Source organism: Parvularculales bacterium (assembly GCA_036881865.1).
Taxonomy (GTDB): domain Bacteria; phylum Pseudomonadota; class Alphaproteobacteria; order JAPOUT01; family JBAJNM01; genus JBAJNM01.
On the sequence record JBAJNM010000002.1, the window covers coordinates 90,162 to 111,940 of the forward strand.

The following is a 21,779-nucleotide window of genomic DNA, read 5'->3' on the forward strand; positions in this document are numbered from 1 at the left end:
AGTAACAAAAAAAGAGCAGATAAGCACTATAACTTTAACAAGCAGAGACCTTGAGAGATAATCTCACGGAAAGGGAGGTATTAAAGATATAATGGCATCAGGGATGGCGCGTAAGATAACCCCGATAGTGGTGGGAAACTGGAAAATGAATGGCACGAGACGCTCCGCCACAGAGGTCAATCGACTTATCGGCGGATTAAAAAAGATGCCGCATCCTGTTTGTAATGTTATGCTTTGCCCTCCGGCAACTCTTATTGGGGATTTCGCCAAATTATCTAAACGCACCCGCCTTCAGGTAGGCGCGCAGGATTGCCATGTTGACACTGCCGGTGCGCACACGGGGGATGTGAGTACCGAGATGCTACACGATGCGGGCGCGCGAGCTGTTATTGTCGGGCATTCCGAGCGTCGCCGTGACCATGGAGAAAGCAATGCCGACATACATGATAAAGTTCAGGCGGCTTGGCGGGTTAGCCTCACGGCGATTGTATGTGTTGGTGAGACGCGCGTTGAGCGCAATGCCAAACGGACTTTACAGATCATCACCCGTCAGTTGAGCGCCTCACTACCTGCAACTATGGACGGAGATGTCATGATTGCCTATGAACCAGTCTGGGCTATCGGAGCAGCCCGAACCCCTACGCCGGTGGCAATCCGTGAAGTTCATGAACATATCCGTAAACGGTTAAACCTTCGTTTTGGCCTCCGGCAGGGAGACAGGATTCCTATTCTCTACGGTGGATCTGTAACGGCTAATAACGCCGGTCAGATGGCCTCTATAGAGCAGGTCAATGGTGTTTTAGTTGGGGGGGCAAGCCTTAAATATCGTGATTTTTTGAAAATTATATACGCTTTTTCGGCCCCCTAACTCTGTTCCGGCAAACGAGTCTGGACAAAGAGGCTTAATATTCGCTAAAACCCCTCAAACCTCTCATAGGTAGAATCTCCCATGAGTAGAAAGCTAAAGTATCGCAGATGAGTGTTTTGATTTTGACTGCCCATGTTGTTATCGCCATTGTGCTGGTAGCCTTTGTATTGTTGCAACGCTCGGAAGGTGGCGCTTTGGGCATTGGAGATGCAGGCGGTGGTATGCCCCAAGGGCGCAGTCTCGGAAACCCCCTTACTAAAACTACAACTATATTGGGTATCTGTTTTTTTCTAACCAGCATTGGGCTGTCCATTTTGGCGCGTGACAAAACAACGGATTCTCTTTTTGGGGGTGACGGTACCGGATTTGAATCCATCCCGGCTCCAGCTCCCGCTCCGGCACTGCCTTTACCATCAGGTGGATCAGATAGCACAGGTACAGGAGACCAGCCGGTCGTCCCCCGTTCTCCATGACTACCGCTTGGCCTGTAGGCTTAGTTTTCGTCGATTTTTCTCCTACAAATTCTCTTGTAAAACTTTTAGCAGACAGAAGCACATTCTGATGTATTCTGTTGTTCCATGACACGGTTTATTTTCATCACCGGTGGTGTGGTTTCTTCTCTTGGAAAAGGAATAGCAGCAGCTTCTTTAGGGGTCTTGCTTCAAGCGCGCGGCTATAGTGTGCGTTTACGCAAGCTGGACCCTTATTTGAATATAGATCCGGGCACGATGAACCCGATTGAGCACGGAGAAGTTTATGTAACCGATGATGGAGCTGAGACAGACCTTGATTTGGGACATTATGAACGTTTTACCGGCGTGTCGGCTACTTCCGGTGATAATACAACGGCAGGACGCATCTACCAGGAAATTATCACCAGAGAACGCCGTGGTGATTATCTGGGTGGCACGGTTCAGGTCATCCCTCATGTAACTGATGCAATTAAGCAATTTGTTTTGGCTGGAACGGAGGGGGTAGATTTCGTCTTATGTGAGATAGGCGGAACTGTCGGTGATATTGAGGGATTACCATTTTTTGAGGCTATCCGCCAGCTAGGCAATGATTTGCCCCAGGCTAAATCCCTCTTTATTCATTTAACATTACTGCCTTATATTGAAACGACAGGGGAGATAAAAACTAAGCCTACACAACATTCGGTCAAGGAGCTGCGCTCCATCGGTATTCAGCCGGATATTTTACTATGTCGGTGTGGACGCCCCATACCGGCAGAAGGGCGCCGTAAAATTGCGCTATTTTGCAACGCCCGTGAATCATCTGTGCTGGAAGCACTGGATGTTGAAAGCATCTATGATGCACCGGTTGTTTATCACCAACAAGGGCTTGATTGTGAGGTGTTACGTTGTTTTGGGCTGAACGATGCCCGTGCTCCTGATCTTGCCCGCTGGGATGACATTATGAATGCCTTACGCACCCCGGAAGGCAAAGTGACTATTGCGATTGTCGGCAAATATGTAGGTCTAAAAGATGCTTACAAATCACTGACGGAGGCTCTGGTTCATGGCGGCATTGCCAATAATGTTCAAATTGATATGAGATGGCTTGATGCGGAGAGTCTTGAGGATAAAGAGGCTTCGGTATGCCTTAAAGATGTTGATGGAGTGCTTGTGCCGGGTGGTTTTGGAGTGCGGGGTTCGGAGGGGAAAATTGCTGCTGCAGGTTTTGCGCGCACTCATTTAGTGCCTTATTTTGGTATTTGTTTTGGTATGCAGATGGCCATTATTGAGGCCGCTCGTAATTTAGCGGGAATTGAGGAGGCAAATTCTACGGAGTTTAGTGTAACGCCTGAGCCTCTTGTCGGACTCATGACGGAGTGGATGCGTGATAATCAGCTGGAAAGACGCCGTGCCAATGATAATATGGGGGGCACTATGCGTCTTGGCGGATACGAGGCAGTACTGGAGAGGGGTAGCCGCATCGCCGATATCTACAAGGCTCATAAGATTAATGAACGTCACCGGCATCGTTATGAGGTTAACATGAGCTATCGGGATCGCTTGGAAGCCTGTGGCCTCAGCCTATCGGCCATCTCACCAGATGGGTTGTTGCCGGAAGCTATGGAAATCCCTGACCATCCTTGGTATGTGGGAGTACAATACCATCCAGAATTGAAATCCCGGCCTTTTGCGCCACACCCACTATTTACGGCTTTTATCGGCGCTGCTGTAGCCCAAAGCCGTCTGGTATAGAACCGAGATAGAGAATCATGACTTCATCATTACCTAATACGGTAGTTGAAATTGGAAAATTGCGCATCGGTAACGACTTACCTTTGACGATTATTGCCGGACCCTGCGCTTTAGAAAGCCGCGCTCACGCTCTTGAGATTGCTACAGCACTTGCCGACATTGCCAACCGGACAGGGGTGGGTCTCATATACAAGAGCTCTTTTGACAAAGCTAACCGTACGAGTAATGCATCACCTCGTGGTATTGGGTTATCTCCCGCATTAGATATATTTGCTGAAATTAAGGAGATAACTGGCCTACCGGTTTTGACTGATATTCATGAGAGAAATCAATGTGAGCATGTGGGTAAAGTAGTTGATGTGCTCCAGATACCAGCATTTTTATGCCGTCAAACAGATTTACTACAGGCGGCTGCTCATACAAACTGTGTTGTAAACATTAAAAAAGGTCAATTTCTAGCTCCTTGGGATATGGAGCACGTGCTGGCCAAGGTGGTAGAAGCTGGAAATTCTAACGTTATGGCCACTGAACGGGGGGTTTCTTTTGGATACAACGCGCTGGTTTCCGATATGCGGTCGTTACCAATTTTGCGCTCTTTTAAGGCTCCGGTTGTTTTTGATGCCACCCATTCCGTCCAACAGCCCGGAGGGCAGGGAGCAGCCTCCGGTGGTCAAAGAGAGATGGCTCCTGTGCTGGCGCGAGCTGCTGTTGCGGTAGGGGTGGCGGCGGTTTTCATGGAAACCCATCAGGACCCTGATCATGCGCCTTCTGATGGGCCCAATATGGTAGTTCTGGACGAACTTGAGGGTATCATCAGCGACTTACAAGCCTTTGATAGGTTGGCCAAAAAGGAAGCCGGTGCCGACTAACCGCGCCCCCGATAGGGATCTACTCCTTGCTCCGGGACCCATAAGCCATCAGGCATGGTTCCTTGTTGCCAGAAAATATCAATAGGAATACCACCTCGTGGATACCAATAACCCCCGATGCGCAACCAATGAGGGGTTAGTATCTCATATACCCGCTTGCCGATTGATAAGGTGCAGTCTTCATGGAAAACTCCCTCATTGCGGAAAGAATTCATATATATCTTAAAAGAGCGCGATTCTAACAACCACTCATTAGGGGCATAATCAATGACCAGATGGGCAAAATCTGGTTGCCCGGTGCGGGGGCACAGACAGGTAAATTCCGGTGCAGTAAAGCGAGCCAGATAGGGTGTATCCGTATGAGGGTTGGGAATGCGCTCTAGTTCTGCCTCTGCGGAGTTGGCAGGCGCCGCGGAATGTGTCTTTATTTGTTGCATTATGAAATGCCCATAAGTTTATGAAGTTGTACGCTTAACTTCCATTGTGAATGGTTTAGACAATAAGCTGTGGCCTGCCGACTGTTTTCCACTTTAGCGGAACTATCCATAGGTTGTAGATAGAAATGCTCAAATTCCAAATGCTCAAAACACTCAGGATGAGCTTGCGGTTCCACTTGAGGAAAAATCAGTTTCAGTTCATGCCCTTTGGTGATTGACAATGTGGTGTTGGCCTTTGGACTGACACATATCCAGTCTATACCTTGAGGTAGGGGGTGTGTGCCATTGGTCTCTATGGCAACTGTGAAGCCTCTGGCATGGAAGGACTCAATAACAGCCTCGTCCAGTTGCAAAGAGGGCTCTCCTCCGGTGCATACCACATAAGGGGAAGGCTCCTCTACAGGCCATATACGCTCAACGGCAGTGGCCAATTCTTCTGCCGTGGCAAAGCGACCTCCATTAAGGCCATCTATTCCGATAAAGTCTGTATCACAAAATGAACAGATGGCTTTTGTCCGGTCGTCTTCTCGTCCGGACCACAAATTGCATCCGGCAAAGCGGCATAAAATCGCTGGGCGACCTGCATAATATCCTTCTCCCTGAAGGGTATAAAATATTTCTTTCACGCTATACATGAGATTTCCTCCTCCACTCCTCATATCCCTGCGCCCGCAATTTACACGCCGGACAATCGCCACACCCATACCCCCATTCATGGGCATGCCTCCGATCACCTCTATAACAAGTATGACTCTCCTCACGCACCAGTTCTACAAAGGTCTCACCTCCAAGAGTATGAGCCAACTGCCAACTCTTCGCTTTGCTTGACAGTACCAACGGCATTTGCATAACGAAATCCTGTCCCATGCCAAGATTAATAGTTTGGTTGAGCATCTCAAGGGCATCCTGTCGGCAATCAGGATAACCGGTAGTATCTGTCTCACACATGCCCCCCACAAGGTGATATATACCCAACTGCCATCCCAAAGCAGCGGCAGTGGTAAAAAATATCAAATTGCGCCCAGGTACAAAAGTCGTAGGCAACCCTTCGTTGGACACTTTTATAGGTTTGTCGTGCGTTGTTAAAGCACTGTCACCCAGTTCTTTGAAAAAGCTTAGGTTCACAATGTGGTCAGCACCCAGCCTGTCTGCCCAAAGAGGAAAATCATCCGTGAGTTTTTTGCGTATAGCCGCACGACAAGCCAATTCAACATTATGGCGCTGGCCATATTCAAACCCAATCGTCTCCACATGGTTATAGTGCTCCAGCGCCCAACCGAGGCAGATGGTGGAATCCTGCCCGCCGGAAAATAAAATCAGGGCTTTATCGGATGAGGTTAGCACTTTGCCGGTCGAAGAATGCACAGAAGAAGAGGACATAAAGACTTAAAACAGGGTGCGACTTGTGAGGTCAACAAAAAAGCGTTTTCAGCACTTATCATTAACATCATTAATGGTTAAAACGGGGGTGTAGTTTATGTGAAAGAGTAAATGTCATGGTAGCGATTGTAGATATTATTGGACGGGAAGTTCTTGACAGTCGGGGTAATCCAACTGTTGAGGTTGAAATCGTGCTGGAAGACGGCAGTCAGGGGCGGGCGATTGTTCCTTCAGGCGCTTCAACGGGAGCTCATGAGGCCGTAGAGCGTCGTGATGGCGGTAGCCGCTATGGAGGAAAAGGTGTGCAGGGGGCTATAGATACCATCAACGGAGAAATTTTTGATGCCATCTCAGGCATGAACGCCACTGAGCAAACGCTTATTGATGGCATTTTGATTGATTTAGATGGTACGCCTAATAAATCCCGCCTGGGTGCCAATGCTATTCTTGGGGTATCACTGGCTTTGGCACAAGCATCGGCAGTCTCTTTGGAAGTTCCCTTGTTCCGCTATTTAGGTGGACCGGGTGCACAACTGTTGCCGGCGCCTATGATGAATATCATCAATGGCGGTGCCCATGCCGATAACGCCATAGATCTTCAGGAGTTTATGATTATGCCGTTATCGGCCCCTTCCTTTAAGGAGGGGCTTAGAATGGGTGTTGAGGTTTTTCATACCTTGGGCGATATGCTTAAAGCTGAAGGCTATAGCATCAATGTGGGTGATGAGGGAGGCTATGCACCTGCCATAAGTTCTGCTACTCAGGCGCTGGATGCCATTATGGAGGCGATAGAAGAGGCCGGATACAAAGCTGGAGAGGACGTGTTTATTGCGCTTGACCCGGCGGCCACCGAATTTTATCAGGATGGTTCTTATCATCTGACCGGTGAGGGCAAAACTCTCAAGTCTGACAAAATGGTCGCCTACTATGAAGGGTTAGTTAAAAACTATCCAATTGTTTCCATTGAGGATCCCATGGCAGAGGATGATTGGCAGGGTTGGAAGCTTATTACTCAAAAATTGGGGGATAAGTGCCAGCTTGTGGGGGATGATGTGTTTGTAACCAACCCTGACCGCCTCGCCGACGGCATTGCGAAGGGCGTTGCTAATGCCATATTGGTGAAGCCCAACCAAATAGGCACTCTAACAGAAACAATGGCGACTGTGACTATGGCTTACAAAGAAGGCTATAAAACAGTGATGTCCCATCGCTCCGGAGAGACGGAAGATGCCACTATTGCCGATTTGGCCGTTGCTCTTCATTGTGGACAGATAAAAACGGGGTCTTTGTCTCGCTCGGACCGCCTTGCCAAATATAATCAACTCCTGCGTATTGAGGAGCGGTTAGGGCCGGTTGCCACCTATGCCGGACCTCAATTGCGTCGCCATTAACAAACTTTGAGGGGAATACGGCATGAGAACAAAAGTAGGTGTCTTTTGGATGAGCGGACTTTTATTCTCTGCTTTAGTATATTTCCTTCAGGGGTAAGAAAGAGGCTTGACGCAGGGAAGCGGTTTGTGATTCTCTTGCTGCATGTATGCGAATCAGCAACCCCGAGGGGGAATCCCCCGTCGCCGGTTACGGCATCAGATTGTGCCGTTTGTGTGTTTGTGCGTGATGATCTATTTCACCTACCATGCCATCTATGGAAACCATGGCCTGATTGCTGGCGCGCACTTAGACGAGCGTATCAAAGCACTGGAAATGGAATTAGCCGAACTGCGCCCAGTGCGGCAAAATTTGGAAGACAAATGCTCCCGATTGCGGCTTGCAAGCCTTGATCTTGATTTGCTTGATGAGCAATCCCGGCGGCTTTTGGAGGTGGCCTATCCTGAAGAAATCGTTATTTTTCGCGATAAATTCTAGGTTTTTTGAATAACAGTGCCCTATATTTGAGGGTGTGTGGGCTATGTTGCCTGTGGAACGGAAAGATATTTCCCGTATAGTATACTGTCGTAATATCTGAGATATGGCCTCAGGAAATAGCGGGAGATGAAATGTGCCACAGCGCAAGCAACCAGCAAAAAAAACAGTTCGTAGAAAAATGGCCTCTTCTGCACGTAAACCTTGTAAGGAAAAATCCCGTAAAGGTGCAGGTTCCAAACTGGATCTGTTAAAGGCCTATAGAGACATGCTTCTCATTCGGCGTTTTGAGGAACGTGCCGGACAAATGTACGGCATGGGTCTCATCGGAGGATTCTGCCATTTGTACATTGGGCAGGAAGCGGTTGTTGTGGGCCTGCAAGCCGCCCTCAACGAGGGTGACAAAGTCATCACAGCCTATCGCGAACATGGTCATATGTTGGCCTGTGGTATGGAGGCCCGGGGGGTTATGGCAGAATTGACAGGTCGCGCAGGGGGGTATTCAAAAGGCAAGGGTGGCTCAATGCACATGTTTAACCCGGAGCAGGGTTTTTATGGCGGTCATGGTATTGTTGGTGCACAGGTGTCACTAGGCTCGGGCCTTGCTTTTGCTATTAAATATCGCTGTGAAAGCAGCGTATGTCTGACTTATATGGGAGACGGTGCCGCCAATCAGGGGCAAGTCTATGAAAGTTTCAATATGGCTGAACTCTGGCGGTTACCTGTAATCTATATTATTGAGAATAATCAATATGCTATGGGAACCAGCGTAGAACGCGCTTCAGCTCAGACGAATTTATCTAAACGAGGTGAGAGTTTTAACATTCCCGGTAAGCAGGTTGACGGCATGGAAGTAAAAAAGGTCTATGATGCCGCCTTGAAAGCCGTTGAGTGGTGTCGTCAGGGGAAGGGCCCATACATTTTAGAGATGATGACATATCGCTATCGGGGTCATTCTATGTCGGACCCGGCTAAATATCGTGCCCGTGAGGAGGTTGATAAAGTTCGTAACGAGCGCGACCCTATTGAAAATACCGGTCAACTCTTGATAACTGGAGGGATTATTGATGAGGCAGGGCTCAAAGAAATAGATAAAGAGGTTAGGGCTGTTGTTGCTGATGCGGCTACTTTTGCTCAGGAAAATTCTGAACCGGAGGCGGCAGAATTATGGACAGATGTTTTACGTTGAGCGCAATAAGAAACGGATACAGATAAAGATATGACTATTGAGATTCTTATGCCTGCCTTATCGCCCACCATGGAAGAGGGCACGCTGGCCAAATGGATGGTCAAAGAAGGGGATGCTGTCTCCTCCGGGGATGTTATTGCTGAGATTGAAACCGATAAGGCTACCATGGAAGTAGAGGCCATTGATGAGGGGCACATAGGTAAACTGTTGATTCCGGACGGAGCGGAGAATGTACCGGTTAATAGCGTCATTGCGGTTTTGCTTCAGGAGGGGGAGGATGCCAATGCCATAGGGGAGCACCAATCCACTGTACCATCAGCGACTCTAACCCCAGAGTTCACAACTCCGGAAATTGTAAGTAGGAAAGAACCCGAAAGAGTTCCGGAAGCACGCCCGCCTGTTGTAGTTCACGAACCGGATGTGCCGCCCGATACCGCCATGGTAACCATGACTGTACGCGAGGCCTTGCGAGATGCCATGGCAGAAGAAATGCGTCGCGATGACACGGTGTTTGTCATGGGCGAGGAGGTTGCAGAATATCAGGGAGCATACAAAGTAACTCAGGGTTTACTGGAAGAATTTGGGGAAACCCGTGTGCGGGATACACCTATTACAGAGCATGGCTTTGCAGGTCTTGGTGTAGGGGCTGCCTTTGGGGGGTTACGTCCCATTGTTGAGTTCATGACGTTTAACTTTGCCATGCAAGCCATTGATCATATTATTAACTCTGCGGCGAAGACCCTTTATATGTCAGGAGGTATGATTCATTGCCCTATTGTTTTTCGCGGACCAAACGGAGCCGCCGCCCGTGTTGCTGCGCAGCATAGTCAGGACTATTCCGCCTGGTATGCCCATGTGCCGGGCTTAAAGGTGGTAGCCCCTTTTTCTGCCATGGATGCCAAGGGCTTATTAAAAGCTGCTATTCGTGATCCTAATCCGGTTGTTTTTTTGGAAAATGAAATTCTCTATGGTCGCTCTTTTGAAGTTCCCGAACTGGATGATTTTGTGTTGCCTATAGGCAAGGCCAGAGTGTTGCGTGAGGGGGATCATGTAACCCTTGTAGGACACTCATTTGCTCTTAACCATATTTTAGAGGCTACCGATATTCTTATTGGTGATGGCATTAGTGGTGAGATTATTGATTTACGCACTTTGCGTCCGTTAGATATGAAGACTATCCTGACCTCTGTGCGTAAGACCAATCGGCTTGTTATTGTAGAGGAGGGTTGGCCTGTGTGCAGCATTGGCTCTGAGATTGCAGCAAGCGTTACAGCAGAGGCATTTGATGATCTTGATGCACCGCCTTTGCGCATCAGTGGTCGGGATGTGCCGATGCCTTATGCAGCTAATCTCGAAAAGCTGGCGCTACCTTCCGTTGGGGATGTCATTGAGGCGGTAAAAGCCGTCTGCTACCGGTGAAGTGTTGAGTCCATGCCTGAAGCCACCCCAATGGAAGCTCCAAAAGGCTCACGGCTTATGGCCAGTCCTTTAGCTCGTCGGCTGGCAAAAACTCATAACATTGACCTCAACACCCTTAACGGCTCGGGGCCTCATGGACGCGTTGTTAAGCGGGACATTGAGGTCGCTGTTGCAGGGGGCGGTGTGGAGCATGAGCTGGTTGCCCATATGGCTACAAGCAAACCGCCTGTCGGGAGAGGCGGGGAGGCTTTGCCCGATGCCCGCTTATTCTACAATGAAGGTGAGTATGAAAGCCGTCCGCTGGATGGTATGCGCCGTGCCATCGCTCGGCGTATGACTCAATCTATGAGCGAAATTCCTCATTTTTACCTTACTATAGACTGCAACATTGATAAATTACTTGATGCACGGCGTAGCCTTAACCGGACTGACGAAAATCTCAAATTAAGTGTCAATGATTTTCTGGTGCGTGCTGCTGCGCTCGCCCTCATGAAAGTGCCGCAAGCCAACGCCAGCTGGGCTGGAGACGCACTGCTATATCACCATCACGCCGATATTGGCATTGCGGTAGCTTTGGAAGGTGGTGGCCTGATAACGCCCATTATCCGTCGGGCCGATGAGAAACAAATAGCTGACATCGCCAGCGCCTCCAAAGATCTTATTGCCCGAGCCCGCAACCGTAAACTTACCCCTCAGGATTATGAAGGGGGCAGTTTTTCGCTCTCTAATTTGGGTATGTATGGCATTCGTCAATTTACGGCAGTTATTAATCCTCCTCAGGCCTCTATTCTGGCTATTGGGAGTGGAGAAAAACGCACCATAGTTGGTGCAAATAACGCCATTACCGTTGCTACCCTCATGACTGTTACTTTGTCTTGTGATCATCGGGTAATTGACGGGGCTATCGGTGCCGAGTTATTGGGGACTTTCCGTCAGTACGTAGAAAACCCCATCACTATGCTCGTGTAACCATGACAAACAATAAAACCTCTTATGATGTAATTATCATCGGGGCCGGACCCGGCGGCTATGTAGCGGCCATACGCGCCGCTCAATTGGGTTTGCAAACTGCCATTATAGAGCGCGAACATCTGGGCGGTATTTGTCTTAACTGGGGGTGTATTCCCACCAAATCTTTATTACATACTGCTGAGCTTTATACTTCTCTTAACCATTTAGATGACTATGGCTTGTCAGTTGATAATCCCCGTTATGATTTAGCTACCGTAGTGAAGCGTAGCAGAGACGTCTCCAAACGCTTGTCTGACGGAGTAGCGTTTCTACTCAAGAAAAACAAGATTGACGTCATCATGGGAAAGGCCCGTTTCGAGACCCCCACACGCTTGGTTGTTGAGGAAAAAACCGACAAACGCTCCCTTGAAGCATCCAATATCATTATTGCAACCGGCGCACGGGCGCGGGTGTTACCGGAGTTAGAACCGGACGGCAAAATGATCTGGTCATACAAAGAAGCTATGGTTCCTGACATACTGCCCAACAATCTCCTTGTTGTAGGATCGGGTGCTATTGGCATTGAGTTTGCAAGTTTCTTCCTCGCCCTTAGCGCACAGGTAACCGTTGCTGAAGTTCAGGAACGCATTTTACCCGTAGAAGATGAAGAAATATCCAAACTGGCTACAAGAGCTTTCAAAAAACGGGGCATGACCATTTTAACAAAAACCTCCGTTGAGAGCGTCAAACAAGATAAAAAACAAGCCCACGTAACTCTCAGGAGTGCGGACGGCAAAAAAACCAACACCATAATCGTAGACCGCATCATCAGCGCTGTTGGCATCACCGGCAACACAGAAAATCTGAGCCTTGAGGCTATCGGCGTTAAGACGGACAAGGGGCATATTATGGTTAATGAGCGCCTTGAAACCGGTGTGCCTCATGTTTATGCCATTGGTGATGTAGCAGGACCGCCATGGTTGGCTCATAAGGCCAGCCACGAAGGTGTGTTGGTAGCAGAACAATGCGCGGGGCAGGGCGGAAACCTCCACCCATTGGATAAAAACGCTATTCCGGGATGCACCTATTGCCAACCCCAAATTGCCAGTATCGGCTTGACGGAGGCTCAGGCAAACGAGCAAGGCTATGACATCCATGTCGGGCGTTTCCCTTTTACCGGCAATGGTAAAGCCATAACCCTTGGTGAGACGGAAGGGCTTGTTAAGACAATTTTTGATAAAAAAACTGGGGAGCTACTAGGCGCCCACATGATCGGAGCTGAGGTAACCGAACTTATTCAGGGCTATAGTATAGCAAAAACTCTAGAGGCAACTGAGCAAGATTTAATGCGGGCTGTCTTTCCTCACCCAACATTAAGCGAGATGATGCATGAATCCGTACTTGAGGCATATAGCCGTGCCCTTCACATATAAGGGTAGATAAGGGCAGAAAGTGAACACATTATGGTTGTTGTTGTAAATACACTAAATGGGAGCAAACGTAGCGACGGACCTCGCCATCCTGAAAAGGTACATCGTCCGGAAACATCAGTGATGCGTAAACCTTCCTGGATTCGCGTTAAAGCCCCTGACTCGCCGGTTTATAAAGAAACTCTATCGATTATTCGGGAACAGGGGTTGGTTACGGTTTGCGAAGAGGCCGGATGTCCTAACATTGGTGAGTGTTGGTCAAAAAAGCATGCAACCATGATGATTATGGGGGAGATTTGTACGCGTGCGTGCAGCTTTTGCAATGTACGCACCGGACTGCCGAACCCTCTTGATGGAGATGAGCCCCAACGGGTAGCCGAAGCCGTTACTCGCCTAGAGTTGGCTCATGTTATCATTACCTCCGTTGATCGTGATGATTTGCCTGATGGAGGAGCGGCCCACTTTGCCACCGTCATAAGATCTATACGCGCCGCCACACCGAAAACCACCATTGAAGTTTTAACGCCTGATTTTTTACGCAAAACCGGAGCGCTAGAACAAGTAGTAGAAGCACAGCCTGATGTGTTTAATCACAATCTGGAAACTGTGCCTAGGTTATACCCGCGTATTCGCCCGGGGGCGCGTTATTATCATTCTTTGCGTTTATTGGAGCAGGTTAAGTCTATAGCCCCCGACCAGTTCACTAAGTCGGGTCTTATGGTGGGGTTGGGAGAAACCCGCGACGAAATCCTGCAAGTCATGGATGATATGCGCACCGCCGGCATTGATTTTTTAACTATCGGTCAATATCTCCAGCCAACCCGACGTCATGCAGCCGTTGAAAGTTTTGTAACACCCGCCGAATTCAAGGCGTATGAGACCATCGCTTATAGTAAAAACTTTCTTATGGTGTCGGCCAGTCCTTTAACGCGCTCGTCTTATCATGCCGGAGATGATTTTGAAGCTTTGCGCAAAGCCTGTCTTAAGGGTTCTGTCTGAGCGGCGCTATCACTCATGTCTTCATACACCCGCCAAAGGGAATTACCCTACAAAGCCGAGTGCATGTTTGAGATGGTTGCCGCAATTGAGAACTATCCTTCTTTTTTGCCATGGTGCGAAGCGGTGCGCATTCAAGATCGGGAGATAACACCAACAGGTGAAGTTCTCATAGCTGACATGGTCATTCGCTATAAAGTCTTTCGTGAACGCTTTTCAAGCCGTGTGGTACTAACCCCCCGACAGTACTTAATTGATGTTTCCGGCTTACAAGGGGCTATGCGTTATCTTACCAACCGCTGGCAATTTCATGAGCAACCTCACAGAGGGTGTCTGGTAGATTTTTTTATAGATTTTGAGTTTAAGAATCCTGTCTTGCGCAGCTTGCTTGATCTTGTTTTTGACAGGGCAGGGGCTAGATTAATGACCGCTTTTGAAGAGCGCGCTGCTGAATTATATGAGTGACTTTACCGTATGATTTCTTTCATCATATCAAGAGCCGCTTCAAGACTATCCATGCGAACGGAAGATCGGCTTGTAGGCGTGAAATGAAACGCTTTGTGAATAAGATGCTCTTCTCCATAAGCGGATGCAATATGCACTAACCCCACCGGCTTGGTTGTTGTATCTCCTCTTGGCCCTGCAATGCCTGTTAAAGCTACACTGATATTTGCCCGATTGCGACTGGCCTTAAGTGCTCCTTGTGCCATAGCACAAGCAACAGGCTTGCTTACGGCTCCGGCCTCCCGTAACATTTCTTTTGGTACACCAAGCACTTCATGCTTTGCCCAATTGGAATAAGTAACGAAACCCCTGTCTACAACGGCAGAAGAGCCCGGAAGTTCCGTTAGACAAGCCGCAAGCAACCCACCGGTACAAGATTCTGCCGTTACGGTACGCAACTCCCGTTGCCGGCATTCATCAAGTAGTGCTTGAACTTTTTTTATAATTGCTTCCGAGAACATATAAATCTCACCAATCAAAAACCCAACGCAAAACTAAAAAAATACACGAAGCATATACCGCAGCAATTAAATCATCCAGCATCACACCGGAACTACCCTTAAGTTTTTTATCTACAAAGCGGATAGGCCAAGGCTTGACAATGTCAAACACACGAAACAATACAAAGGCAGTTATAACACCCAAGGGCGTTAAGGGCATAGCCATCATGGTTAACCATTGTCCGGCTACTTCATCAATAACAATCTCCGGTGCATCCGGTTTGCCGGATAGATGCCCGTAAATATCGGCCGCCCATAACCCTATAGAAACCATTACAAGAGACCCCACCACAACACCAACCGGCCCCCAAAGCAGGGCAAGCCCAATGCCTGTTGGCAAGGCTACCAACGACCCCCACGTACCCGGTGCATGAGGCAATCGTCCTATACCAAAAAACGTAGCCATGAGAACCACAGGGTTAAACGGTGTAAGAGATGAGGGGAGGGGAGTTAAAAAGCTCATTGCCTACTCCTTGCCATAAAACAAAAGAGTTGCAATGGCATAGGCAGCAATGCCTTGCCCTTTTCCAATAAAGCCTAAGCCTTCCGTTGTGGTAGCCTTAATGCTCACTTGGCGGGGTTTTATGCCCAGAGCGTGGGCAGTGCTCTCTTTCATAGATTGTTTATAGGGCATGAGATGAGGCTTCTCACAAATCAGCGTCACATCCACATGATTAATAACCCCTCCATCATTACTAACCAGACTCGCTGCATGATTTAAAAACACGAAAGAAGCCGCATCTTTCCAGCGACCATCATGGGGCGGAAAATGATCTCCAATATCACCGCCCCCCAAAGCACCCAAAATAGCATCCGTCACGGCATGAAATCCTGCGTCAGCATCTGAATGCCCTTCAAGGCCATTCTCAAAGGGAATAGTCACACCGCATAGGATTACGTGATTACCCTTACCAAATCTATGTACGTCATATCCAAAACCCGTTCGGGGTAGAGGAACGGACTGTCTCTTGAGAGTTTGCTCTGCCTGTTCAAAATCAGCATGGGTAGTAAGTTTGATGTTCTCGTTACGACCCTCAACAAATTGACACTCAAACCCCGCCGCTTGAGCCAAAGCAATATCATCATCATACTCTTGCTGTGTTTTTCGATGAGCCTCAATAATATCAGCAAAGTGAAACCCTTGGGGAGTTAAAGTGCGCCATAAAGTGCTCTCTTTTTTTATCGATCTTTGTATATCCAAAACCTGTCCTGTTTTTTCATCGCGGTATTTCAAGGCATCGGTAGACGGTAAAACCGGCACAGCAGCAGATTTGGTTTTAAGAGCATCCAAAACAGCACTGATTTCTTCATAAGACACAAAAGGGCGGGCACCATCATGTATCAACACATAATCCGGTGGAGGTTCTCTTTCCGCCAGACTTTCCAAACCCGCCCGTACACTCATCTGCCGTGTTGTCCCTCCTATAACAGGAGTAAGCAAACCATCCCTACCGTCCAAATCTGCTAAAGCCATCTCATAATGACCCTCCTGAGAGTCACCTATAACAATTTGAACAGCACTTATGGCAGGATTTTCCAAAAAAACGCGCACCACCCGCCGCAAAACAGTTTCTCCGCATAGCATACGATATTGCTTAGGCATACCACCGCCCGCTCGCTCACCTTGTCCGGCGGCAACAATCAGCGCAATAGTGCTACAAGAATGAGACGGGGAGGGCATTATCATGGCCATCATCATGGCACAATTATGATTGAAATACAGTTAATAAGGGATAAGAATAGACGTGTGTCTTGTTTAAACACCCTTTGTTTGGGGGTGCCATCTCTCTTGTTGGGGTTAAAAGTACATGACAGTTCCTTGGTGTCCGCAATATGCGGTTTTACAATTCAATGCGGATATACGGCCATCTCACGCATTATTTGGTAAAGTCTGTATGCGTTATGAGATCTGGCCGCTAGAGTTAGCCTTGCATTTTTGTAACATGCTATCAAACGCTAATATTCGTCATCAGGAGGGCCATGAGCACTCAGGATAAAATTGCTGATATACTAATTGTTGATGATGAAGCTGAGATACGCAACCTCATTGCAGGTGTCTTGTCAGATGATGGCTATGAGACACGAGTTGCCACCGGTTGCGCAGAGGCATTTAGCGCAATTGAAGATCGTATTCCCAGGTTAATATTACTTGATATATGGCTGCAGAATGATTCTATGGATGGTTTGCGGATATTAGAACAACTCAAAGAAAATTATCCGGAGATTCCTGTCGTGATGATTAGCGGTCACGGCAATATAGATATGGCGGTTTCCTCCATTAAAAAAGGGGCGTATGACTTTATAGAAAAACCTTTCAGGGCAGATCATTTAATTCAGACAATTCGCCGTGTCATAGAAACTACACGTCTAAGACGAGAAAATCAGGAACTCCTTGCTCGGGCAGGAGGTATAATTGAACTAGTCGGAAAATCCCCCGCCGTTATGCTCATGCGGCAAACCGTTGAGAAAATTGCACCCACCTCAAGTCGCATATTAATCACTGGCCCTATTGGGTCGGGCAAGGAGATGGTAGCGCGCCTCATTCATGCGCGCTCTAAACGAGCGGCGGCTCCTTTTATTGCCCTGAATGCTGCAACCATGACTCCGGAGCGGGTAGAGCAGGAATTGTTTGGCATAGAAGAGCCAAGGCAGGGTATCCAAAAAGTGGGGCTTTTAGAACAAGCGCATGGCGGGACGTTGTTTCTTGATGAAATAGGGAAAATGCCCTTAAAAACCCAGAAAAAAACCCTTCGGGTTTTAGTAGAGCAGCGCTTTCAGCGTGTAGGTGGCAGTCGTCAGGTTCAGGTTGATGTGAGAATTATCTCATCCTCCAGTCGTAATTTGGAAGGTGAGATTGAAAAGGACCGTTTCAGTAAAGACCTGTATCATCGTTTGAACGTAACACCTATAGGAGTGCCTCCTTTGACAGATAGGCGGGCTGATATTCCGGCACTGGTAGAAAACCTCATAGAGCGGATATGCACAACTTCGGGTCTGGCCCCTCGTCGCATCGGCAATGATGCCCTTGCAGTCCTGCAGAGTTATACTTGGCCTGGGAATATACGCCAGCTTCGTAATTATGTTGAACGTTTAATGATTTTAGCTAATGGAAATGAAGATATTATAACCGCTACTATGTTACCCAATGATATGCCCGATCAAATAATGGCTTTGCCCAGCACGGACCAAGAGCATATTATGGCGATGCCCTTGCGGGCGGCCAGAGAATCTTTTGAGAGGGATTATTTGCAGGCGCAAGTTAAGAGATTTGGGGGTAACATATCTAAAACAGCTGATTTTATTGGTATGGAGCGTTCAGCCCTGCATCGCAAGTTGAAATTTCTTGGTATCAGTAATCGTGCCCATCAAGATACATAGATCTATTACCGTTATACGGAGAAAACAGATATGAAAGTCATTGTATGTGGCGCAGGGCAGGTGGGAACCGGTATTGCGCGACGTTTGTCGCAAGAGAATAACGACATAACGGTAATTGATCACTCGCCGGAGTTAATCCGGAATATAAGTCAAACTCTTGATGTAAAAACTATCATAGGACATGCCTCTCATCCGGATGTTCTGCAAAAAGCCGGAGCACAAGATGCCGATATGCTAATAGCGGTTACCTTGCACGATGAAGTCAATATGGTGGCTTGTCAGGTTTGTTATTCAATTTTTAGTGTGCCTACAAAAATTGCACGCGTTAGGAGTCAAAATTATCTCAAACCTGAATGGCATGATCTTTTTAGTCGTGAGCACGCTCCTGTTGACGTCATTATATCGCCTGAAATTGAAGCCGGAGATGCTGTACTCAGACGCCTTGCGTTGCCGGGGTCTTTTGAAACCTTTTCTTTTGTAGAAGGCAAGGTAACCTTGGTAGGAGTTACCCTTGAGGATGATTGTCCTGTTGTTAATACACCTTTACGGCAGCTTACGTCGCTCTTTCCTAACTTATCTACCATTGTGACAGGGGTCGTACGGGAAGGAAAACTCTTTATTCCGCACAGTGATGAAGAGCTACTTGTGGGGGATGATGTGTTTTTTATCTCCGCTACAGAAAAAGTCAAGCGAACGCTCTCTATTTTTGGTCACGAAGAGCCTTATGCCCGCCATATTATTATCATTGGGGGAGGTAATATAGGACGTTATGTAGCGCAACGTCTGGAGGAAACCGACTCCAAGGTGAGTGTAAGACTAATAGAGCAGCAGAAGGATCGTGCGATGATGGCAGCGAAGGATCTTGATAACACTATCGTTCTTCACGGGTCTGGCCTTGAGCCGGAAATTTTACGGGAGGCTGGAGCCATGAATACCGAAACTGTTGTGACCCTCACCAACAATGATCAAGTTAACATTCTTGCCAGCGTCATGGCCCATCGTGAAGGCTGCCAGCGCACTTTGTGCCTTATCAATGACAACAAATATGCACCGATGATGCGTTCTTTTGGTATTGACGTTTCTATCAATCCTCGCACAACAACTATTTCGTCTATTCTTCAGCATGTACGGCGGGGGCGCATTAAAGCTCTTTATTCCGTTGCAGATGGCATGGCTGAGGTGGTTGATGCAGAAGTACTCAAGACATCACCCTTACTGGGCATGAAGATCTCAGAGATTCATATGCCGGAGGGTATTATCATCGGCGCTATCGTACGGGAGGGGCAATTCATCATGCCGTCAGGAGATTTAACCGTCAGAGAAGGGGATAGAATTATCGTTTTTGCTCACGCAGAACAGATACATAAGGTTGAGCAAATGTTTCGAGTAAGTTTTGAGTATTTTTAGGCGGAAACCCTCATGAACCAAGCCACCATCCTTTATATTTATGGCTGGTTTATCATCGTTCTTGCTGTCTTGATGCTTCTGCCTTTAGCATGGGCGGGTCATGCAACTGAGGCACAAGGGTTTTTTTTTGGTAGTTGTATAGCTGGTTTTTTTGGTGGTAGCCTGATTATTGCCTCTCAAGGCGTACGACGGTTGGAAATCAACAGGCCTGAGATTTTCATACTGATTATTATTGTTTGGATTACGCTACCCTTGTTTGCGGGTGTGCCTTTTTATTATAGTGGCGAGTTTTCAGCCATCAATGCCTACTTTGAAGCCGTTTCCGGATTTACAACTACCGGTGCTACGGTACTGGCAGACCCCGAACAAGCCCCGCGTTCTATCTTAGTCTGGCGCGCCCTGCTGCAATGGGCCGGAGGATTTACAACTCTTGTGATGATTGGCGGATTATTAGCACCATCGGGTGTTTTGTCTGCAGATGCAACTCTTCAACTCAACATCGTCCGACAAGAAGCCGACGATGGATTTAGGCGCTTACAGCTAACGGCAAGAGCGCTGCTTGCACCTTATGTCATCCTTACTGTTTTATGTATTGCTCTGACATGGCTTGGAGGCATTCCTGCTTTTGATGCTTTTTGTTTGAGCCTTTCTACCATTTCAACAGGGGGTTTTTCGACGGTAAGTGGCTCGATTGCTTCTTTTCAGGCTCCACTTTCAGAAATGGTGTTGCTTATTTTCATGATTGCGGGGGCTTATAGTTTTATCTGCCACGAGAAGATTCTACGGGGAGATTTAAGAGGGTATTGGGAAAATGAAGAGGGGATTTTTCAAATAATTCTAGTTATCACTTCAGGGTTTATTTTGATGTTCTTTTTTCAAAACGCCATGGCTAACTATGGGCTGCCGGATTGGGTAGAGGCTGCGCGAAATGGATTTTTTATGGCTGCTTCCCTCTTATCTACCACAGGATATTATAATGGAGAGATGCAGTTTTCTTTTGCTTTTCCGGCATTTTTTCTCGTTGCTCTGACTCTTATTGGAGGTGCAAGCTTATCAACAGCAGGGGGACTAAAAGTGGTGCGCATTTTGGCAATGATCAAACAGGGGAGGGGGGAGATGATGCAGCTTGCATTTCCTCATGCCATAATAATCAACCGCATCGGTGGTCGAATGGTCACTTCCGATATGATGGCCTCTATATGGGCGCATTTAGTTGCCCTTATTCTTGCCCTTGTTGTTCTATCTTTACTGATCTCATGGTCAGATATAGAGTTTTTACCTGCTTTAGTAGCAGCTACCAGTGCTTTGAGTAATACCGGCCCCTTGTTAGATATTATTCAACCGACATCACTTCATGAAGGGTCTGCTTTTGATGTGTTTTCCCCCACCGTTAAACTCATGCTGAGTCTTGGTATGGTAGTAGGAAGGCTTGAATTTTTATCTTTTTTTAGTGTCTTAACCATTCTTCTTCACAGAGCTTAAAAACTTTCTTATGTCTCGTATCATTTATGTTAACGGTTACTATCGGCGTTATCACGACAGTTTAGTCCATGTTGAGGATCGTGGTTACCAATTTGCAGATGGGGTTTATGAATCATACGGCGTACAAGATGGTCAGATCATTGATGAGATGGCTCACATTGACCGCCTTGGACGCTCTCTTGAGGCTCTTAAAATAAACTGGCCTGTATCAAGCTCAGCTCTTAGAAAAATCTTGCGGGAGACTATGCGTCAAAACAGGGTGCGCGATGGCATGGTTTATTGCCAAATAACTCGAGGCGTGGCTCGTCGGGATCATGTCTTTCCTTCGCCCTCTGTTACACCGTCTTTGGTAGTTATAGCACGTACCATTCCCCGCACCCGTTTTGAAACCATGGAGAAGACCGGTATTCGTGCTATTAGCGTTCCTGATATTCGCTGGAAACGGTGTGACATAAAAAGTCTTTCTTTGTTGCCCAATGTTCTTGCCCGTCAGGAAGCGCAAGGGGAAGGTGCTCATGAAGCCCTTTTTGTAGACAGTGAGGGTTACATAACAGAGGGAGCGGCGACAAACGTCTGGATTGTAGATAAAGCAGGGCAGTTGGTAACTCGCCCGGCAGACCATGGCATTTTGAACGGTATCACCCGACAAATCTTGCTTAAAACCGCACGACAGGCTGGTATTCCTATAAAAGAGCGAGCTTTCACGATAGAGGAGGCCCTCAACGCTCGGGAAATATTTGTCTCTGCATCATCCTCCGTGCTTTTACCGGTTGTCCGGCTTAATGACCATATCATCGGTAATGGTGGTCCGGGTTTTATGGCTGCCAATTTGAAGCAGGCCTACGGAGCACTCTCGGAAAGGACGTGAATAATCGGTACTCTCACCCGATCCGGTACAA

General features: G+C 47.7%; 22 protein-coding genes. 16 read left to right on the forward strand and 6 right to left on the reverse strand.

The window, feature by feature from the left end; translation table 11 throughout:
• The first annotated feature begins 103 nt into the window (after positions 1-103).
• From tpiA to kdsA, 4 genes are all read left to right on the forward strand, one after another.
• The gene (gene tpiA, locus V6Z81_01185) at positions 104-868 is read left to right on the forward strand and encodes a triose-phosphate isomerase (protein ID MEG9861110.1); all 765 of its coding nucleotides are present in this window, start codon (positions 104-106) and stop codon (positions 866-868) included.
• 107 nt (positions 869-975) lie between these two features.
• Positions 976-1,341 carry a preprotein translocase subunit SecG gene (secG, locus tag V6Z81_01190; protein MEG9861111.1) on the forward strand — a complete coding sequence of 122 codons (366 nt, stop codon included), beginning with the start codon at positions 976-978 and terminating at the stop codon, positions 1,339-1,341.
• 105 nt (positions 1,342-1,446) lie between these two features.
• Positions 1,447-3,075: a CTP synthase gene (locus V6Z81_01195; GenBank protein ID MEG9861112.1), complete on the forward strand. Its 1,629-nt coding sequence runs from the start codon at positions 1,447-1,449 to the stop codon at positions 3,073-3,075.
• A 17-nt stretch (positions 3,076-3,092) separates the two neighbouring features.
• Positions 3,093-3,944 carry a 3-deoxy-8-phosphooctulonate synthase gene (gene kdsA, locus V6Z81_01200; protein MEG9861113.1) on the forward strand — a complete coding sequence of 284 codons (852 nt, stop codon included), beginning with the start codon at positions 3,093-3,095 and terminating at the stop codon, positions 3,942-3,944.
• On the opposite strand, the gene queF is transcribed toward kdsA, so the two are convergent.
• From queF to queC, 3 genes are read right to left on the reverse strand one after another with little or no spacing between them, the layout of a single operon-like run.
• Entirely contained in the window at positions 3,941-4,381 is a 441-nt protein-coding gene (gene queF, locus V6Z81_01205; GenBank protein ID MEG9861114.1) for a preQ(1) synthase, read from the reverse strand. The two genes, kdsA and queF, sit on opposite strands and share 4 nt — an antisense overlap.
• Entirely contained in the window at positions 4,381-5,016 is a 636-nt protein-coding gene (gene queE / locus V6Z81_01210; protein ID MEG9861115.1) for a 7-carboxy-7-deazaguanine synthase, read from the reverse strand. The genes queF and queE overlap by 1 nt, the downstream gene beginning before the upstream one ends.
• Positions 5,009-5,761: a 7-cyano-7-deazaguanine synthase QueC gene (queC, locus tag V6Z81_01215; GenBank protein ID MEG9861116.1), complete on the reverse strand. Its 753-nt coding sequence runs from the start codon at positions 5,759-5,761 to the stop codon at positions 5,009-5,011. The genes queE and queC overlap by 8 nt, the downstream gene beginning before the upstream one ends.
• Positions 5,762-5,877: 116 nt before the next feature.
• Here queC and eno point away from each other — a divergent pair, with 116 nt between their 5' ends.
• The 8 genes from eno (at position 5,878) to V6Z81_01255 (ending at position 14,074) form a co-directional block, all read left to right on the forward strand.
• Positions 5,878-7,152 carry a phosphopyruvate hydratase gene (gene eno / locus V6Z81_01220; protein MEG9861117.1) on the forward strand — a complete coding sequence of 425 codons (1,275 nt, stop codon included), beginning with the start codon at positions 5,878-5,880 and terminating at the stop codon, positions 7,150-7,152.
• Positions 7,153-7,294: 142 nt separating this feature from the next.
• On the forward strand, positions 7,295-7,627 hold the full coding sequence (locus tag V6Z81_01225) for a septum formation initiator family protein (protein ID MEG9861118.1): 333 nt from the start codon (positions 7,295-7,297) through the stop codon (positions 7,625-7,627).
• Positions 7,628-7,760: 133 nt separating this feature from the next.
• Complete coding sequence (pdhA, locus tag V6Z81_01230) at positions 7,761-8,813, forward strand: pyruvate dehydrogenase (acetyl-transferring) E1 component subunit alpha (GenBank protein ID MEG9861119.1); 1,053 nt, start codon at positions 7,761-7,763, stop codon at positions 8,811-8,813.
• 30 nt (positions 8,814-8,843) lie between these two features.
• On the forward strand, positions 8,844-10,232 hold the full coding sequence (locus V6Z81_01235) for a pyruvate dehydrogenase complex E1 component subunit beta (protein MEG9861120.1): 1,389 nt from the start codon (positions 8,844-8,846) through the stop codon (positions 10,230-10,232).
• 12 nt (positions 10,233-10,244) lie between these two features.
• A complete protein-coding gene (locus V6Z81_01240; protein ID MEG9861121.1) occupies positions 10,245-11,201 on the forward strand; it encodes a 2-oxo acid dehydrogenase subunit E2 in 957 nt (318 codons plus the stop codon).
• Positions 11,202-11,203: 2 nt separating this feature from the next.
• A complete protein-coding gene (gene lpdA, locus V6Z81_01245) occupies positions 11,204-12,616 on the forward strand; it encodes a dihydrolipoyl dehydrogenase (protein ID MEG9861122.1) in 1,413 nt (470 codons plus the stop codon).
• Between the two features lie 30 nt (positions 12,617-12,646).
• Positions 12,647-13,612 (forward strand): lipoyl synthase, encoded by a 966-nt coding sequence (gene lipA / locus V6Z81_01250; protein ID MEG9861123.1) that lies wholly within the window; start codon positions 12,647-12,649, stop codon positions 13,610-13,612.
• A 15-nt stretch (positions 13,613-13,627) separates the two neighbouring features.
• Entirely contained in the window at positions 13,628-14,074 is a 447-nt protein-coding gene (locus tag V6Z81_01255; protein MEG9861124.1) for a type II toxin-antitoxin system RatA family toxin, read from the forward strand.
• 2 nt (positions 14,075-14,076) lie between these two features.
• Here the strand turns inward: V6Z81_01255 and V6Z81_01260 are convergent, their stop codons facing one another.
• From V6Z81_01260 to ispF, 3 genes are read right to left on the reverse strand one after another with little or no spacing between them, the layout of a single operon-like run.
• Entirely contained in the window at positions 14,077-14,574 is a 498-nt protein-coding gene (locus V6Z81_01260; GenBank protein MEG9861125.1) for a CinA family protein, read from the reverse strand.
• A 7-nt stretch (positions 14,575-14,581) separates the two neighbouring features.
• Positions 14,582-15,076 carry a phosphatidylglycerophosphatase A gene (locus tag V6Z81_01265; protein MEG9861126.1) on the reverse strand — a complete coding sequence of 165 codons (495 nt, stop codon included), beginning with the start codon at positions 15,074-15,076 and terminating at the stop codon, positions 14,582-14,584.
• A gap of 3 nt (positions 15,077-15,079) precedes the next feature.
• On the reverse strand, positions 15,080-16,300 hold the full coding sequence (gene ispF, locus V6Z81_01270; protein ID MEG9861127.1) for a 2-C-methyl-D-erythritol 2,4-cyclodiphosphate synthase: 1,221 nt from the start codon (positions 16,298-16,300) through the stop codon (positions 15,080-15,082).
• A 293-nt stretch (positions 16,301-16,593) separates the two neighbouring features.
• Here ispF and V6Z81_01275 point away from each other — a divergent pair, with 293 nt between their 5' ends.
• Genes V6Z81_01275 through V6Z81_01290 form a run of 4 tightly spaced genes read left to right on the forward strand, consistent with a single transcriptional unit; the run spans position 16,594 to position 21,748 of the window.
• Positions 16,594-17,991, forward strand: a complete 1,398-nt coding sequence (locus V6Z81_01275; protein ID MEG9861128.1) for a sigma-54 dependent transcriptional regulator — start codon at positions 16,594-16,596, stop codon at positions 17,989-17,991.
• 30 nt (positions 17,992-18,021) lie between these two features.
• The gene (trkA, locus tag V6Z81_01280; GenBank protein ID MEG9861129.1) at positions 18,022-19,398 is read left to right on the forward strand and encodes a Trk system potassium transporter TrkA; all 1,377 of its coding nucleotides are present in this window, start codon (positions 18,022-18,024) and stop codon (positions 19,396-19,398) included.
• Between the two features lie 12 nt (positions 19,399-19,410).
• A complete protein-coding gene (locus V6Z81_01285; GenBank protein ID MEG9861130.1) occupies positions 19,411-20,880 on the forward strand; it encodes a potassium transporter TrkG in 1,470 nt (489 codons plus the stop codon).
• A 10-nt stretch (positions 20,881-20,890) separates the two neighbouring features.
• Positions 20,891-21,748, forward strand: coding sequence for a D-amino-acid transaminase (locus V6Z81_01290; protein ID MEG9861131.1), 858 nt, complete (start codon positions 20,891-20,893; stop codon positions 21,746-21,748).
• Positions 21,749-21,779: the final 31 nt, after the last annotated feature.